Source organism: Pseudomonas sp. H3_E07, from assembly GCF_054668895.1.
Map to the genome: position 1 here is coordinate 4,649,244 of NZ_CP162795.1, position 16,746 is coordinate 4,665,989.

Consider the following 16,746-nt stretch of genomic DNA (forward strand, 5'->3'; position numbering starts at 1 on the left):
GGAGGGGTCATTCTCAATACGCCCAAAGGGCGCGTACCCAGAAACTGACCCAGTGCTATCCGCGGAGTTTTAGACCAATAAGTTATAAGGCAAATAGCCGTGATGGCTTCAATGCCGCTCTTTGTTGACCGTTGCCTTGCCTCTTACCAACGCGCGCAGGGCAAACCGATTCGGGTGGCAAGCCTCGGCTACGCTGGCCGGAACCGGCAGCGGTTCGTCATTCAGCCAGGCGGCGAGCAACTCGCCACAGAGCGGCGCGCTGATCAGCCCGCGAGAGCCGTGGCCGCTGTTGATGTACACCCCCGGCAGCCATGGGCAGGGCATGTCCGGTACCTGGCGGGCATCTTTACTCAGTACCGCATAGGTGCGTTGAAACGCCTCGGTGTCGGCCAATGGCCCGACGATTGGCAGGTAGTCAGGGCTGGTGCAACGAAAGGCGGCACGGCCCTCCAGTTGTTCTGGTACCAGTTGATTGGCCCCCAGGCGCTGCACCAGGTCTTCGGAAATCTCGCGCAGCATCGCCAGGTTGCCGGCATGTTCGGCAACCGTTGGTGTGAGGTCGTCATTGTTGAAATCAAAGCTGGCGCCCAAGGTGTGTTCGCCACGCCGGGCTGGCGCGACATAACCCTCGGCGCAGACCACCGTGGCCAGGGCCGCACTGGCCGTTGTTTGCGCCAGCCGAGTGATTTGCCCGCGAATACGCTTGAGCGGCAAGTCAGCGCTCAGCGCGAATCGCTTGATGTCGGCAGCCCCGGCGAGCACGACCACCGTGGCGCTGGCCAGTACCCTATCGCCGTCGCGGGCTTGCCACTGGTCGTCGACACGGTGCAACTCAAGGGCCTCATGATGAGTGAGTACCTTAATCAGCGGATGCGCCGCTTGCCATTGGCACAGCGCCGGAGGATGCACCCAGCCACCTTCCGGGAAAAACAGACCGCCCTGGGCCAGCCTGATCCCCGCCTGTTGTTGAGCCTGATCACGGTCCAGCAGGTGCAGCAGGTCCGGTGCGAACGCGTGTGCAAGCTGTGCCTGGCGTTCGGCTTCCTTGGCGTTGAAGGCCAGTTGCAGCACGCCGCAGCCGTCCCAGTCGACGCCACGGTGCAGGTGCTCCAGCAGGCGCCGGGTGTGACCGAACCCAGCGACGATCAGTTGCGACAGCGCTGTGCCATGGGCCGACAGCTTGAGGTACAGCACGCCCTGCGGATTACCCGAGGCCTCCTGGGCCAGGCTCGCGTGGCGCTCCAGCAGGCTGACTTGCCAACCGCGTGCCGCCAGGCTGGAGGCGGTGGCGCAACCGGCCAGGCCGCCGCCGATGACCAGCGCGTGCCGTTCGCCCGCTAACGCCGCAGGGCGCGCAAACCATGGTTTGGCAGCGGACGGTGCGGGTGCGTCCGCCGGCCAGCCGAGGAATTCGCCGCGCAGGATCTCCCACTTGTGGCCAATGCCCGGTGTGCGTTTCATTTTGAACCCGGCGGCATTGATCAGCCGGCGTACCCAACCGGTGCTGGTGAAGGTGCTGATGGTCGAACCTGGAGCCGCCAGGCGCGCCAGTTCGGCAAACAGCTCGGCGGTCCACATTTCCGGGTTTTTCGCCGGGGCGAAGCCGTCGAGAAACCATGCATCGACCTGTGCGTCCAGTTGTGGCAACTGCTCCAGGGCATCGCCGATCAACAGGGTCAAGGTCACGCGACCGTTATCCAGCACCAGGCGCTGGAAACCCTGGTGAATGGCGATGTACTGGGCCAGCAGTTGCCCGGCCAAGGGCTGCAACTCGGGCCAGAGGGCGAGGGCACGTTGCAGGTCGGCGCGACTCAACGGGTACTTTTCTACGCTGACAAAGTGCAGGTGCGCACCGGCTACCGCGTGTTGTTCAAACAGTTGCCAGGCGCATAGGAAATTCAAGCCCGTGCCGAAACCGGTCTCGCCAATCACCAACCGACCGCCCACCGGCAAGGCGGCAAAGCGCTCTTGCAAACGGTTCTGCTCAAGGAACACATAGCGGGTTTCTTCAAGGCCTGACTTGTCGGAGAAGTACACATCGTCGAAGACCCGCGAACGCGGGCGGCCTTGGTCGTCCCAGTCGAGCTGGGCGTGGGTTACGGGGTTCATGGGCGGCTCATAAAAATAACGCAGGCAAAGGCAAGGCGGCCATTCTAGCCGATCACGCGCCACAGGGCTGATCCAGGGTGGTAGCCCTACAGTTTTTGCATGGGAAAAACTGCTGTGCGCGCCCGCCAACCCATCAACAATCAGCGCTAATTCCGTGCAGGCCGCCGCGGTATCGTCATTCCTTGATTTTCTGGCAATAAAGGATATTGCTGATGCAGCCCAAGGATGATTTGAATAACAAGTTGAACCAGTTGACCCAGAGGCAACTGCAAGCAGCTTTACTGGAAATGATCGGCGATCTGGACAAGGCTCAACTGCTGCAAAAAAAGCTGCCGGGTTGGATGGTCAACGCGCCGCCTGGCGTGCTGCAAGCACTGGAGAGAGAGGTCGTACAGGTGGGCGGTGCCCAGGCGAGCGTCGCCGAGCGCATGAAGCCCTTGCAGGCGCTGGATGAGTTTTGCAATGAGCGGCTCAAGGACTACTGCCAGACACGGTGGCAGTTGACGCTGGAGCCCAAAAAAGATCGCTTCGTGCGTGCTGTGAACGAGTACGAGACAGAGCTTTTACCGTTGCAGTACGTGAAAAAGGTGAGGCTGGTGCGGGACAGCCTGTTGCATGTGGCGATGCAGAACTTTTCTGAGCAAGAGGCGCAAGCGCAACACTATCCGGCGGGGTCGCTGCTGCAGTCGGGGTCTGCGGCGGGGGAGGTCATCGGCCTGTCACCCCATGCGTTTGCCCAGGGGTGTCGGGCCCTGGATCTTGGCCGCTTGTATCAGCAGCACATCCGTGACGTGCTCAAACTGGACAGCGCCCCGGCGAGTGATGAGCCCTACATCAATGATGTGGCGACCGATATTGGCCGGATGAAAACCCTGGATATGAAAATCGATGCCCATATCGCCCTGATGCGGGGGGATATCACCCAGGCCACCTATGGGATGCTGTGCGCCTTGCTGGACCGCTCACTCACACCGTCCCAGGCTCAGGCGGCAGGGGTGCGCTTTCAAGGGCTTCCGGTCATTTGGCAGGGGTTGAATACACAGGGCGGTTGCTTGTGGAGCATCCTGGTGTTCTCGGGTCGATCGATTGTGCAATACCCGCATGAGCCTTGTGTGGTGTATATGCCCAATGAGCCCGAGCGGCCATTGTTTGAGTATTCCTCGCTGGACGATTTCCAGGTCTACCTTAAGCGCAAGAGTGAAGTAGCCGCCTACCGTACCTTCTTTAGCCGCTACCTGAGTCAGGGCGACCGGGCCGGTTTCTTTAGCCGTTTCGAACATGCCCACACGCTGGGGGTGCTGCAAGAAAACCGCATTACGGTCAGCCTGGCGCAGCATTTTTTCGACGCTTACACAGCAAAGCTGCAAGCCGATGCTCGGGCGCTGGCGGTGCCGGTGGCTGACGTGGATGAAGAGGTCCGTGAACATCGCTTGCAGGCGTACCTGGATGCCGGGTTGACGGTGCTCAACCTCGCCGGGTTTGTCGTCCCGGAGCTGGGGATGTTGATGACGGGCGTGGCGCTGGGCCAAATGCTCGGGGAGCTATATGAGGGCATTGAAGATTGGCGCCGGGGTGACAAGGAAGAGGCGTTCAAGCAGTTGGCGGGGGTGGCGGAAACTATCACCTCGATGGTGTTATTCGCGGCAGGGAGCAAGGTGGTCGGGTCGGTGCTCAAGCGCAGCGGCCTTAGCCTGGACAGCTTTTTTGGCAAGTATGAAGTGGTTCGCCCGGCTGATGGGAACCAGCGGCTGTGGCGCCCCAATTTCATCCAGTACGCCCACGATCGGAGCCTTATCGACGACGAGCCGGCGGACGCTTCTGGCGTCTACAAGGTGGAGGGGCATTCATATGTCGTGATCAATGATTGTGTGCACCGGGTTTCGTTCGACGCCAAACTGGGTCAGTGGCGGGCACACCACCCGGCTCGGCACACGGCTTATCGCCCCGAAGTGCTGCATAACGGTGAGGGGTGTTGGCGTTTTGCGTTGGAAAAACCTGACGAGTGGGAGGACCCCGAGTATCTCTTTTCACGCTTGAAACCGACGGGCCCCGGCGCCTCGCTCCCGCCAAGGAAACTTCTACAGATCAAGTCCATTATGGACAAACCCCACGATTGGGGCGTCTATCAGGCCCAGGAGTGCTTACCCTTTCCCGCACGCTTTCGCGACCTGTACGAGCGTTTCAGGCTGGATCAGTCCATTCGCGATTTGATCTGGCAGTTGCAAAACGGTGCCTCCCCCAGCCTCGAAAACTCAACCGTGCAGATGCACGCCTTGCCCCTGTTACAAGGGTGGCCTGAGGGACGCTATTTTGAGCTGCTGGATGCCCAGGGCAGCGTCAAGGCCCGCTACCCCGCCAACGCAGCGTCTAACCCCGTGAGCCTGCGTTTGCCGGTCACCGAGCAGATGCTCAGCGAGGGGAAAGTGTTCGATGTGCTGTTGTCCGGGTTGGATGAGCCACAAAAAGTCGCCCTGCTGGGAGAGGGTGTTGCGGCCGATCATGAGCACGCGGTGCTGTCCCGTCAGTTGCTCGCGCAGCTCAAGGCTGATCACAAGCCGTTGTTTGAGCAGCTGTATCAGGCCTATGACGGCCCAGTCCCGCCTGAAGGGGCGTTGCTCCGACGTGCCTATCCGCAATTGCCCTGTACGCTACTGCGCGAATTGATGGCCGAGACCTCAACGGTGCAGCGTGAGTCCCTGCATGATAATCAACGGATTCCCATGGCACTGGCCGAGGCAGTGCAACGTGCCCTTGGGGAGCAACGCCTGGACCGCGCCCTGATGGGGTTTGAGCAGCCAGAGTTGGCCAGTCTGGATACCGCGCTCCTCGCGGTCCGGTCAATGCCGCGTGTAGCGGGGTGGGGGCGGGAATTGCAGCTCGAGTTGCGCCAGGATTCGCCACAGGGCGAGTTGCTGGCCTTGGGCGCACTCACTGGGGCCAGCGTGCGGCGAGTCGTGGTCAGATCGGACGCCGGGTTTGAAGCGTTCAATGACAAGGGCCTGCGTATCGGTGGGCCTTATGCCGGACCGGACGGCCTGTTCGAGGCAATTGATGCGGCGCTGACGGGGCGCCAGCGGGTGGCACTGGGTTTACCACCCGAGGAGGCCAGCAACCTCTGGCGGTTGCGCTACATGTGCGCGTCGCAGGCGAAGGGGGAACGGGAACTGGCCGCCGAAGCGTTTTCCGGCAAAGTCAAAGAGCCCGTGCTGGAGGCAGCGTCCTGCAGAATGGCCGACTCACCGACGGGGCCGTTGGTTCATCCGCCCGCGCTGGTGCGTAAGGTGAAAGGGTTATACCCCTTGTTCAGTGACGGGCAAGTGTCGTCGTTGCTGCTGGCCTTGGGCGCAGACCATCTTTCCCGGGCCAAGGCGGTAAAGCGTCTGGAGGCAGAGCTGGCTCATTTGCGAGCACTGCTCAGGCACTGGAAGAGCGATATCCAGGGCCTGGATAAACAGCCGGGCCTGAGTGACATCCGGTATAGCCGCGAGCAGGTGGCAGAGCGCCTTGAGGCCTGTTGGCGACGTCAAAGTTTTGCTCTGAATGAACACCAGACGTCCGTACCCAGTTTAAACCTGGACGGGATGCGCATTGGTTCGTTGCCGACGGTGCCCCCTGAAATCCGTTTCGACCATGTCGAGCAGCTGTCACTCAAGAACATGCAGTTAGGCGATGATGTCGCTTATTTCCTGAAGTGTTTCAAGGGGCTGAGGCGTCTGGACCTGGACCGAAACCGTCTGACCCGATTACCGGAAATACTCTCACGCATGTTGGCGCTCGACAGTCTGTCGATGCCCCGCAACCGGTTGGCCCTGACCGAATACACCCGGGTGAAATTGGCTGACATGAGCACGTTGCGGAGGCTGGACTTGAGCCACAATCCCCTGGAAAAGCTGGTGGATGTCGGCAAGATGCGTGATTTGCATACGCTGTTATTGCAGGACACAAAAATCACCGACCTGCCCGTAGGGCTCGGGCGGTTGGCCCAGTTGGAGCAAATGGACCTTCGCGGCAACTCGATCACGGTGCTGCCCGAGTGGGTGTTTACCACGCCGCGTAGTTTCAGCCAGTCGGTTAACCTGGGCGGTAACCCGTTATCCCGTTCGACGGTCGAGGCACTTGAGCGTTATCGCGACGAAGTGGGGATTGGCATGGGGTATGTCGAGGACGATCAACCCCGCATGACTGAGTTGAAAGCCAGGGCGTTGTGGTTGCCAAAGGACACGGCCAGCCGAGATGCCCACAAACGTGCGGTTTGGGCCAACCTTCGCGACGATCCGGAATCGGCACCATTGTTCGAGTTGCTGGCCCAACTGTCAGCGACTGCGGACAGTCGTTACGTACGCGAGGATTTGACCCGGCGCGTCTGGGAGGTCTTGCAGGCGACCCATGACAGTGTCGGGCTGCGTGAGCGGGTCTTTCAACTGGCCGCTCATCCGGCGAACTGTTCAGATGGGACTGCGCAGATTTTCAGTCAGTTGGAAGTCTTGAAGGAGGTTGAGAGCGCGACGCTCCAGGCTGGTCGCGCGCAGGGCAACTCCGGGGCGCTGTTGAAGTTGAGCCGCGGTTTGTTTCGCCTTAGCGAGCTGGAAAAAATTGCTTCGACCTACGCTGCCGAACACTTTTCTGTGGACCCGCTGGAAGTCAGCCTGGCATTCCGGGTCGGCTTGGCCCAGTCCCTGCAATTGCCGGGGCAGCCCAAGCACCTGAATTTTGCACTATTCGCCAATGTGACCAACGAGGGTCTGGAGGTGGCGCACTCCCAAGTGCGCACGGCAGAACTCTCACCTGCATTCCTGCGTTTCATTACACAGTTGGCGTTCTGGAGAGCCCACCTTAAACAGCAATTTCCTGATGCATTCCAGTCAGCGACAGCGTCCTTCGATTCGCGGCAGCAAACACTCTTCGAGAACAGCCAGAACCTCACCGACGCGCAATACCTCGAGCAAATGGAGGCCCTGCGTTCGCCGCGCCGGCGAGCAATAAGCGGCGTGGTGGAACGCCTCACGCAGCAGATGTTGAAGGATCAGGACCTGGGTATTTGCCACGTTCCGGGGAATTAGCCGTCGCCCCCGATGATTGATCCACGGCAAGCCTGTTGGAATTCCTTGACTGGCGTGGTGCCCAATCCGCTAGTCTTGAGTCATCTTGAAACGGAGCTGCCCATGTTCGAATCCGCCGAAATCGGTCACGCCATCGACAAAGACACGTATGACGCCGAAGTGCCGGCCTTGCGCGAAGCCCTGCTGGAAGTGCAGTACGAACTGCAACAACAGAAGCGCTTCCCGGTGATCGTCCTGATCAACGGCATCGAAGGCGCCGGCAAGGGCGAGACCGTCAAGCTGCTCAATGAATGGATGGACCCGCGCCTGATCGAAGTGCGCACCTTTGACCAGCAGACCGACGAAGAACTGGCCCGTCCGCCCGCCTGGCGCTACTGGCGGCAACTGCCCGCCAAAGGCCGCATGGGGATCTTTTTCGGCAACTGGTACAGCCAGATGCTGCAGGGCCGGGTGCATGGGCAGATCAAGGACGCACGTCTTGACCAGGCCATTGCCGGTGCCGAGCGCCTGGAAAAGATGCTGTGCGATGAAGGCGCGCTGATCTTCAAGTTCTGGTTTCATCTGTCCAAGAAGCAGATGAAGGCGCGGCTCAAGTCCCTGGCCGACGACCCACTGCACAGCTGGCGTATCAGCCCGCTGGACTGGCAGCAGTCCGAGACCTACGACAAATTCGTGCATTTCGGTGAGCGTGTGCTGCGTCGTACCAGCCGCGACTATGCACCGTGGCATGTGATCGAAGGGGTCGACAGCAACTACCGTGGGCTCACCGTGGGCAAGCTGCTGCTGGAGGGCATGCAAAATGCGCTGAAGCTGCCCAAGGGCAAGGCCAGCGGTATGAATCCGGCGCCGTTGATTGCGTCGGTGGACAAGAAGAGTCTGCTGGACAGCCTCGACCTGACGCAACGCCTGGAGAAGGACGATTACGAAGAACAGTTAATCACCGAGCAGGCGCGTTTCTCCGGTCTGATGCGCGACAAGCGCATGCGCAAGCACGCGTTGGTCACGGTGTTCGAAGGCAACGATGCGGCAGGCAAAGGCGGGGCGATCCGTCGGGTAGCGGCGGCGCTGGACCCACGCCAGTACCACATCGTGCCGATTGCCGCGCCCAGTGAAGATGAGCGCGCTCAACCGTATTTGTGGCGGTTCTGGCAAAAGATTCCGGCGCGGGGCATGTTCACCGTGTTCGACCGTTCGTGGTACGGTCGTGTGCTGGTGGAGCGTATCGAGGGCTTCTGCACCCCGACGGACTGGATGCGCGCTTATGGCGAGATCAACGACTTTGAAGAACAACTGCGCGACGCGGGTGTGATTGTGGTCAAGTTCTGGCTCGCCATCGACAAGGCCACCCAGCTGGAACGCTTCCAGGCCCGCGAGGAAATCCCGTTCAAGCGCTTCAAGATCACCGAGGATGACTGGCGCAACCGTGACAAGTGGGACGACTACCGTGCCGCCGTGGGCGATATGGTCGACCGTACCAGCACCGAAATCGCGCCCTGGACGTTGGTGGAAGCCAACGACAAGCGCTGGGCGCGGGTCAAGGTGCTGCGCACGATCAACCAGGCGCTGGAAGAGGCGTTCGAGAAATCCGACAAGCACGACAAGAAAGTCAAGAAAGGCAAGAAGAAGTAGGCCTATCCACAGGGTGAATGATCGTCGCGGTTGACGGGAGCTGGATCTATCCTCGATCCATCTCCCAACCCTCACAAGATCGAGGTAGCCCATGCGTGAAGTAGTGATCGTCGACAGCGTACGAACCGGCCTGGCCAAATCCTTTCGTGGCAAGTTCAACCAGACCCGCCCGGATGACATGGCGGCCCATTGCGTCAACGCGCTGCTCACCCGTAACGGTATCGACCCGGCCACCGTGGAAGATTGCATCGTCGGCGCCGGCTCCAACGAAGGCGCCCAGGGCTACAACATCGGGCGCAACGTGGCGGTGTTGTCGCAACTGGGCACCGGCACGGCGGGCATGACCCTCAACCGCTTCTGCTCGTCGGGCTTGCAGGCGATTGCCATCGCGGCCAACCAGATCGCGTCGGGCTGCAGCGATATCATCGTCGCCGGTGGCGTCGAGTCCATCAGCCTCACCCTGAAAAGCGTCAACACCGACAACCTGATCAACCCGCTGCTGAAAGAGCAGGTGCCGGGCCTCTATTTCCCCATGGGCCAGACTGCCGAGATTGTTGCGCGGCGCTATAGCGTCAGCCGCGAAGAACAGGACATGTATGCGCTGCAAAGCCAGCAACGTACGGCCCAGGCTCAGGCTGATGGTTTGTTCGACGATGAAATCGTACCGATGGCGGTCAAGTACAAGGTCGAAGACAAGAACACCGGAGACGTGCAGGTGCTCGATGGCGTAGTCGACCGCGATGATTGCAACCGGCCGGACACCACACTGGCCAGCTTGCAGGGCTTGAAGCCGGTGTTCGCCGAAGACGGTTCGGTGACGGCGGGTAACTCGTCGCAATTGTCCGACGGCGCTTCGATGACCTTGGTGATGAGCCTGGAAAAAGCCCTGGCACTGGGGCTCAAGCCGAAGGCGTTTTTCCGTGGGTTCACGGTGGCCGGTTGCGAACCGGACGAGATGGGTATCGGCCCAGTGTTCTCGGTGCCCAAGCTGCTCAAGGCCAAAGGCTTGCAGGTGGCGGACATCGACCTGTGGGAACTCAACGAAGCATTCGCCTCCCAGTGCCTGTATGCGCGTAATCGCCTGGAAATCGACAATGCCAAGTACAACGTCAACGGCGGCTCGATTTCCATCGGCCACCCGTTCGGCATGACCGGGTCGCGGCAGGTGGGGCACCTGGTGCGTGAGTTGCAACGGCGTAATCTGCGTTACGGTATCGTCACCATGTGCGTGGGCGGAGGCATGGGCGCCACAGGCTTGTTCGAAGCGGTGCGCTAGTTTCAATTGGCTAAATGAGGTCAATGTGGGAGGGGGCACGCCCCCTCCCATATTTTGAAATGCGGCGTAGCCCAATCCTTTCGCTTGCCCCTAGAATGCGGCTCCACTTCCTCTGGCTTCTGGGGCACTCATGCACATCTCTTCCGGCCGCTGGGTCTATGGTTTTCTGCTGACCCTGCTGACCGCGCTGCTCTGGGGCATTCTGCCGATCAAACTCAAGCAGGTACTGCAAGTGATGGACCCGATCACCGTCACCTGGTTTCGCCTGATCGTGGCCGGCAGTTGCCTGTTCGTCTACCTGGCGCTGACCAAGCGCTTGCCCAGCCGCAGCGTGTTGGGCCCCAAGGGCGGATGGCTGGTAGGGATGGCGGTGTGTGGGCTGGTGGGCAACTACGTGTTGTACCTGGTGGGCCTGAAAAGGCTCAGCCCTGGTACGGCGCAACTGGTGGTGCAGATGGGGCCGATCTTCTTGATGATCGCCAGTGTGTTTGTGTTCAAGGAGCGTTTCAGTCGCGGGCAGGTACTCGGGCTGTTGGTGTTGATCGCAGGCTTCGGCCTGTTCTTCAATCAGCGCCTGGAAGAGTTGCTGACGTCCCTTGGCGCCTATACCGCCGGCGTGCTGACCATCCTGCTCGCCACGTCTATTTGGGTGTTCTACGCCCTGGGCCAGAAGCAGTTGCTGACGGTATGGAATTCGCTGCAAGTGATGATGGTGATCTACCTCACCTGCGCCTTGTTGCTCACGCCTTGGGCGCATCCACTGGAGGCCTTGGACCTGAGCCCACTGCAAGCCTGGCTGTTGCTGGCGTGCTGCATGAATACCCTGGTGGCCTACGGTGCCTTTGCCGAAGCGCTGGCCCACTGGGAAGCGTCGCGGGTCAGCGCGACCTTGGCGCTCACACCTCTGGTGACCTTTGTGGCAGTCGCCCTGGCGGCGTGGCTGTGGCCGGCGTATGTGCAGGCTGAAGAAATCAACGCCCTGGGTTATGCCGGGGCATTGGTGGTGGTGCTGGGCTCGGCGACCGTGGCGCTGGCGCCGTCGTTGCTCGCCGGGCTCAAGGCCCGGCGGTTACGCGTGGCGCCCTAGGCACCCAGCATATCTTCCGGACGAACCCACTGGTCGAATTCCGCATCGGTGAGGTAGCCCAGGTCCAGCGCGGCCTCCCTTAGGGTCAGGCCTTGGGCGTAAGCCTTCTTGGCGATTTCTGCCGACTTGTCGTAGCCGATGTGCGGGTTGAGCGCGGTTACCAGCATCAGACCGCGTTCCAGGTGCTCGGCCATTTGCAGGGGGTCGGGCTCAAGCCCGGCCACACAGTGTTCCTGGAAGTTGTTGCAGCCGTCGGCCAGCAGGCGGATGGATTCCAGCAGGTTGTGGATAATCACCGGCTTGTACACGTTCAACTGCAAATGCCCCTGGCTGGCGGCAATGCCGATGGTCACGTCATTGCCCAGCACTTGGCAGGCCAGCATCGACAGCGCTTCGCACTGAGTCGGGTTGACCTTGCCCGGCATGATCGAACTGCCCGGCTCGTTGGCCGGCAACTTCACCTCGGCCAAGCCGGTGCGCGGGCCGGAGCCCAGCAGGCGCAGGTCGTTGGCGATTTTCATCAGGGCCACGGCCAGGGTTTTCAGCGCGCCGTGCAGGGTCACCAGCGGTTCATGGCCGGAGAGGGCGGCGAATTTGTTCGGCGCCGTGACGAATGGCAAGCCCGACAGCGCCGCCAGCTCGGAGGCAATCGCCTCGCCAAAGCCATGGGGCGCATTGAGCCCGGTGCCGACGGCCGTGCCGCCCTGGGCCAATTCGCAGACGGCGGGGAGGGCGGCGCGAATGGCGCGTTCGGCGTAATCGAGCTGGGCGATGAAGGCCGAGAGCTCCTGGCCGAAGGTAATCGGCGTGGCATCCATCATATGCGTGCGGCCGGTCTTCACCAGCTTCATGTGCTTGGCGGCCTGCTCGGCCAGACCACCGGAAAGCGTGGCGATAGCCGGTAACAAACGCTGATGCACAGCCTGGACGGCTGCGATGCTCATCGCTGTGGGAAAGCAGTCATTGGAACTCTGGGAGCGGTTGACGTGATCGTTGGGGTGAACCGGGCTCTTGCCACCGCGCTGGTTGCCCGCCAGTTCGTTGGCGCGGCCGGCGATCACTTCGTTGGCGTTCATGTTGCTCTGGGTGCCGCTGCCGGTCTGCCAGACCACCAGGGGGAATTGGTCGTCATGTTGCCCGGCGAGTACTTCGTCGGCGGCCTGTTCGATCAGGCGGGCGATGTCGGCGGGCAAGTCGCCATTACGGTCGTTGACCCGTGCCGCCGCTTTCTTGACCAGGGCCAGGGCGTGCAGTACCGCGAGGGGCATGCGCTGTTCGCCGATGGCGAAGTTCACCAGTGAACGTTGGGTCTGGGCGCCCCAGTAAGCGTCATCCGGGACATGGACTTCTCCCAGGCTGTCGGTTTCGATACGGCTCATCGGGCACACTCCTTCAGGTCTGTTTGCGCAGTTTAGGCCTTGATCGACCGGTGGGGTTCCCTAAAAGACGTTTCATCGGGTTCATCCCCCGAGAATCCTTGTCCTACGAGGCCTGGGGTTGAGCCCTAAGGTTTTTTAGGCGCAGAATGGGCGCCCTTGGGGTCTTACCTCGCCTGCTAGAAAAGGAAACTCGATGACTCGTCTTCGTGCCATCTGTACCGCGGTTGCTCTGGTTTGCGCCAGCGGCCAGGTTTTTGCCGATACCGCCAGCCACAACGCCAGTGCCGAAGCCTTCCTTACCCTGGCCCACGCTGACAAGCTGGGTACCCCGGTGTACATGCAAGTGCAGCAAATGTTCGCCCAGCGTTTCGAACAGACCAAGGCGCCTGCCGCCAAGCAGTCCGTACTGGACAGCTACCAGGCCAAGGCCAACGCTGCCCTGGACCAGGCTATCGGCTGGCCAAAACTGAAACCGGACATGGTCAAGCTCTACACCACCAACTTCAGCGAATCCGAACTCAAGGACCTGGTTGCTTTCTACCAGTCGCCGTTGGGCAAGAAAGTCCTGGAAAAAATGCCGCAACTGACCCAGCAATCGGCCCAGATGACCCAGGCCAAGCTGGAAAGCGCCGTGCCGGTGGTGAACAAGCTGCTGGAAGACATGACCAACGAACTGGCACCGGCGAAGAAACCCGCCGCCCCTGCCAAGAAGTAAGTGGAGCCGGCAATGACCATGCAACAGCGTATCGAAACGGCACTTGCCGCACTGGGCCCGAATCACTTGAGCGTGCTGGATGAAAGCCATATGCACAGCCGTGGGTTGCAGACCCACTTCAAGGCTGTGCTGGTGAGCCAGCAGTTCGATGGGCTCAACCGCGTCAAGCGCCACCAGAAGGTCTACGCCACCCTCGGTGACCTGATGAGCGAGTTTCATGCGCTGGCGCTGCATACCTACACGCCTGAAGAATGGGCGAAAATCGACGCAGCCCCGGCCTCGCCGACCTGCGCCGGCGGGCATTGAGGTTGTCTGCAGGTTTCAACCGGCGATGACCGGTTGATGCCTGCATACCCTGATACCTCCTTTCTCCAAGACATGATCCTTAGGCTTTTCTGACCATTGTGTCATTGGGGTCAGGAAATCATGCCTATTTCACTTCATCGAAACACTCCCTCACTTACGGCATTCGACCCACGTGGATTGATTGTTCGTAACGTCGAGTATCACCGCTCAAACGCACAGTCTGAACCGCAAGTGCGCATTCATCGTCAGGTGTTTGACAGTTCCGGCTTGATGATCGAGCAGTGGGATCCGCGTCTGTTGCAATTGTCGCACTCAGAGGCTGGCACCCAGGCCAATCAACGCACGGTCTACAGCCTTGGCGGGAATGCATTGCGCATCGACAGCGTGGATGCCGGCTGGCGGCTCACGTTACCGGGTGAGGCCGGGCAGTTATTGGAAGAGTGGGATGGGCGGGGCGCTCATCAGGCGCATCACTACGATCAATACGTGCGGCCCATCGCCGTTTTCGAGCAAGCGGCCAATGACGAGCAACCGCTGTGTGTCGAGCGTATTGCCTATGCTTCACACTCGCTTGAGGAAGCCGCACACAATCGCTGTGGCCGGGTGATTCGGCATGATGACGGCGGTGGTTCGTTGTTCCACGAGTTGTATGGTCTGCACGGAGAAGTTGTCCGGCAAACTCGACGCTTCCGGCAGGCGACTGCGGCGCTGGATTGGCCGCTGGACGATGCGCAACGCGACGCACGCCTGGAACCTGAGGACTTCCAGGCCTCAACGGGTTTCAGCGCGCTGGGTGAGCGCTTGCATCATACGGATGCCAAGGGCAATCGCCTTGAGTATGCCTATGGCATTGACGGCCAACCGGCGAGCATCGTTGTGTTGCCCACGGGCGGCGTGCGCACGCCGTTGATGGGCCAGCGTCGCTACAATGCGGCGGGCCAAGTGATCAGTGAGCGCGCGGGGAATGGCGTTGTGCGTACCCTGCTTTACCGTGAAACCGATGGTCGCTTGCGGCAGATGAGTGCCCGTGTGCAAGGGGCGGCGAGCACGGCGCTGCAAGACCTGACCTACGATTATGATTGCGTCGGCAACATTGTGCGGATCGACGACCTCGCCCAGCCGACACAATGGTCGAGCAACACCCGGATCAGTTCGGCCTGCGTCTATGAGTACGACACGTTATCGCAATTGACCAAGGCCAGCGGGCGCGAAACCGCTGGCAACCAGGGGGGACCCGCGTTACCCGCAAGGCTGGAGTTCGGCTCGACTGACGACAGCGTCTGGCGTCGCTACACCCAACAGTTCAGCTATGACGCGGCCGGCAATTTGCTTGAGTTGCAGCATGTGCCCAGCAGTGGCACGGGTTTCACGCGCCGGATGAGCGTGGCCGCCACCAGTAATCATTTCATGCCGCAGGCCGACGGCAGTGCCGTGTCGGGGTGGGGGCAGGACTTTGACCGCAACGGCAATCTGCAAGCGTTTGAGGGCCATCATGGGATGGGCTGGGATGTGCGCAATCAACTGGTGCGCATCACCCAGGTGCAGCGCGAGGGAGGAAACGACGATGAGGAACGCTATGCGTACGACGCAACCGGTCGACGCATCCTCAAGCGCCGGGTAACCCACGCCAAGGGCGTGTCGCATACGGCGCAGGTGCGCTACTTGCCAGGGTTGGAGATTCGCCATGACAGTGCAACGGGTGAGCAACTGAATGTACTCAACCTTGATGTCGGTACTCTCACCGTCCGGCTACTGTTCTGGGATCGTCACCCTTCGGGGAGCAGCCAGGATGTGCAGATCCGTTATGGCTTGTCCGACCACTTGGGCAGCAGCACGATGGAACTGGGTGAGCAGGCACAGCTGCTCAGCCAGGAAAGCTATTATCCCTACGGTGGTACCGCGTGGTGGGCGGCGAAAAGCGCCAGCGAGGCGAGCTATAAATTCATCCGTTATTCGGGCAAGGAGCGCGATGCCAGTGGGCTGTCCTACTACGGCTTCAGGTATTACGCGCCGTGGTTGTGTCGCTGGATCAGCCCGGACCCGACCGGCGATGCCGATGGCTTGAATTTGTACGCCATGGTCGGCGGCAACCCCGTTACCAAGGTCGATGAGCAGGGGCTGACGGCGACACCGGCTTTGGAGCAGCCCCGGCAGACACAACTGCGCAGGCTTTCCATCAGTCGCAGGCTCGCGCATATGGCGCGTATTGCTCGACCCAGAATGCAGGCGGGCGCATCGGCTGCGATTCGCGATGGTTTATCCACCTATATTGCCAATGCTATTTCGACAGGTGTCGATCTGGCGGTCTTCAGCAACATCCAGCCCACCGCCCAACGCAACCAAATCTTGCGCCTTACCGTCGCGGTGCTGGATGCCGTCTCCACGGCACATATGAGCACCGGTGTCGCGGGTAACTGGACGCGATTTGCGCCACAGATCGGCGCTCTTTTTGCGGGTGCTGCGGGTGTGGGGTATACCGTTTATGGCGACTCGATAGGTGATCAAGCCGAGCACAGCTGGGACCCGGTGGCAGTCCGGCGGTTGGGTGGGCATGTACGCGCACTCTCCAGGGAACTCGTGCAGCAGGTCCTTCGTGGGCACGGTACCGGCGTCTCCTGGGGCAGCACGCCCCTGCGCGGCAGGGTCACGCGCACCGCCGGAGCAACGGCGGCCTATGGCCTCGCAACGGTGGCCAACGCGGTATACGGCGGGGAAGTGCCTGCGTTGATGCTGCCCAATGTCACACCCGCAATAGAGGCCTACGATGCAGCGATGGGAACGATGATTCGTGGAGGTCACCCGACGGCCACCCATGACTCCCATGGTCAAACCCTGCAGCTGCCGGACCCTGTCGCGACGGCGCACGGAGGGCTGAGCAGAATGTTCAATCAGGTGTGGACGCATTGGGCTGCGTCCGGTGTCGAGGCATTGGCCGTTGCGCTGACGGGCTCGCCGGTGGCCTCCCAGGGCCGGGTGACTCGCAACATTGTGATGGTGGCCCGCGGGATGATTTCTGCGCTGACCGAATGGCGTGGCTTTTTCGTACAGTTTGCCAGGCGCGGGTATTCGACCTTGGAGGCGGGCTGGCGCCGAGGCCCGCGGCCTACAAAGTAGGAGGATGAATGGGCCGCCGCAGCGGCTCATTCATATATCGACACACTACATTGCGCTCAGTACCACGTGTG

9 protein-coding genes are annotated in these 16,746 nt (G+C 61.0%); 7 read left to right on the forward strand and 2 right to left on the reverse strand.

Translation table 11 applies throughout. The features are described from left to right. Positions 1-108: 108 nt before the first annotated feature. Positions 109-2,109 carry a bifunctional tRNA (5-methylaminomethyl-2-thiouridine)(34)-methyltransferase MnmD/FAD-dependent 5-carboxymethylaminomethyl-2-thiouridine(34) oxidoreductase MnmC gene (gene mnmC / locus AB4O08_RS21355; protein WP_460114326.1) on the reverse strand — a complete coding sequence of 667 codons (2,001 nt, stop codon included), beginning with the start codon at positions 2,107-2,109 and terminating at the stop codon, positions 109-111. A 212-nt stretch (positions 2,110-2,321) separates the two neighbouring features. On the opposite strand from mnmC, the gene AB4O08_RS21360 reads away from it, so the two are divergent. The 4 genes from AB4O08_RS21360 (at position 2,322) to AB4O08_RS21375 (ending at position 11,161) form a co-directional block, all read left to right on the forward strand. Further along, positions 2,322-7,169, forward strand: a complete 4,848-nt coding sequence (locus AB4O08_RS21360; protein ID WP_460114327.1) for an NEL-type E3 ubiquitin ligase domain-containing protein — start codon at positions 2,322-2,324, stop codon at positions 7,167-7,169. 102 nt (positions 7,170-7,271) lie between these two features. Continuing rightward, the gene (gene pap / locus AB4O08_RS21365) at positions 7,272-8,798 is read left to right on the forward strand and encodes a polyphosphate:AMP phosphotransferase (protein ID WP_010208889.1); all 1,527 of its coding nucleotides are present in this window, start codon (positions 7,272-7,274) and stop codon (positions 8,796-8,798) included. 91 nt (positions 8,799-8,889) lie between these two features. Then, positions 8,890-10,074 carry a thiolase family protein gene (locus AB4O08_RS21370; RefSeq protein WP_106119548.1) on the forward strand — a complete coding sequence of 395 codons (1,185 nt, stop codon included), beginning with the start codon at positions 8,890-8,892 and terminating at the stop codon, positions 10,072-10,074. A 130-nt stretch (positions 10,075-10,204) separates the two neighbouring features. Further along, a complete protein-coding gene (locus AB4O08_RS21375; protein ID WP_460114328.1) occupies positions 10,205-11,161 on the forward strand; it encodes a DMT family transporter in 957 nt (318 codons plus the stop codon). On the opposite strand, the gene AB4O08_RS21380 is transcribed toward AB4O08_RS21375, so the two are convergent. Further along, positions 11,158-12,540, reverse strand: a complete 1,383-nt coding sequence (locus AB4O08_RS21380) for a class II fumarate hydratase (protein WP_460114329.1) — start codon at positions 12,538-12,540, stop codon at positions 11,158-11,160. The two genes, AB4O08_RS21375 and AB4O08_RS21380, sit on opposite strands and share 4 nt — an antisense overlap. Before the next feature lie 193 nt (positions 12,541-12,733). On the opposite strand from AB4O08_RS21380, the gene AB4O08_RS21385 reads away from it, so the two are divergent. From AB4O08_RS21385 to AB4O08_RS21395, 3 genes are all read left to right on the forward strand, one after another. After that, entirely contained in the window at positions 12,734-13,255 is a 522-nt protein-coding gene (locus AB4O08_RS21385; protein WP_010208895.1) for a DUF2059 domain-containing protein, read from the forward strand. A gap of 12 nt (positions 13,256-13,267) precedes the next feature. Next, positions 13,268-13,561, forward strand: a complete 294-nt coding sequence (locus tag AB4O08_RS21390) for a BolA family protein (RefSeq protein WP_010208898.1) — start codon at positions 13,268-13,270, stop codon at positions 13,559-13,561. Between the two features lie 231 nt (positions 13,562-13,792). Continuing rightward, positions 13,793-16,675, forward strand: coding sequence for an RHS repeat-associated core domain-containing protein (locus AB4O08_RS21395; RefSeq protein ID WP_236267121.1), 2,883 nt, complete (start codon positions 13,793-13,795; stop codon positions 16,673-16,675). The last annotated feature ends 71 nt before the right edge of the window (positions 16,676-16,746 follow it).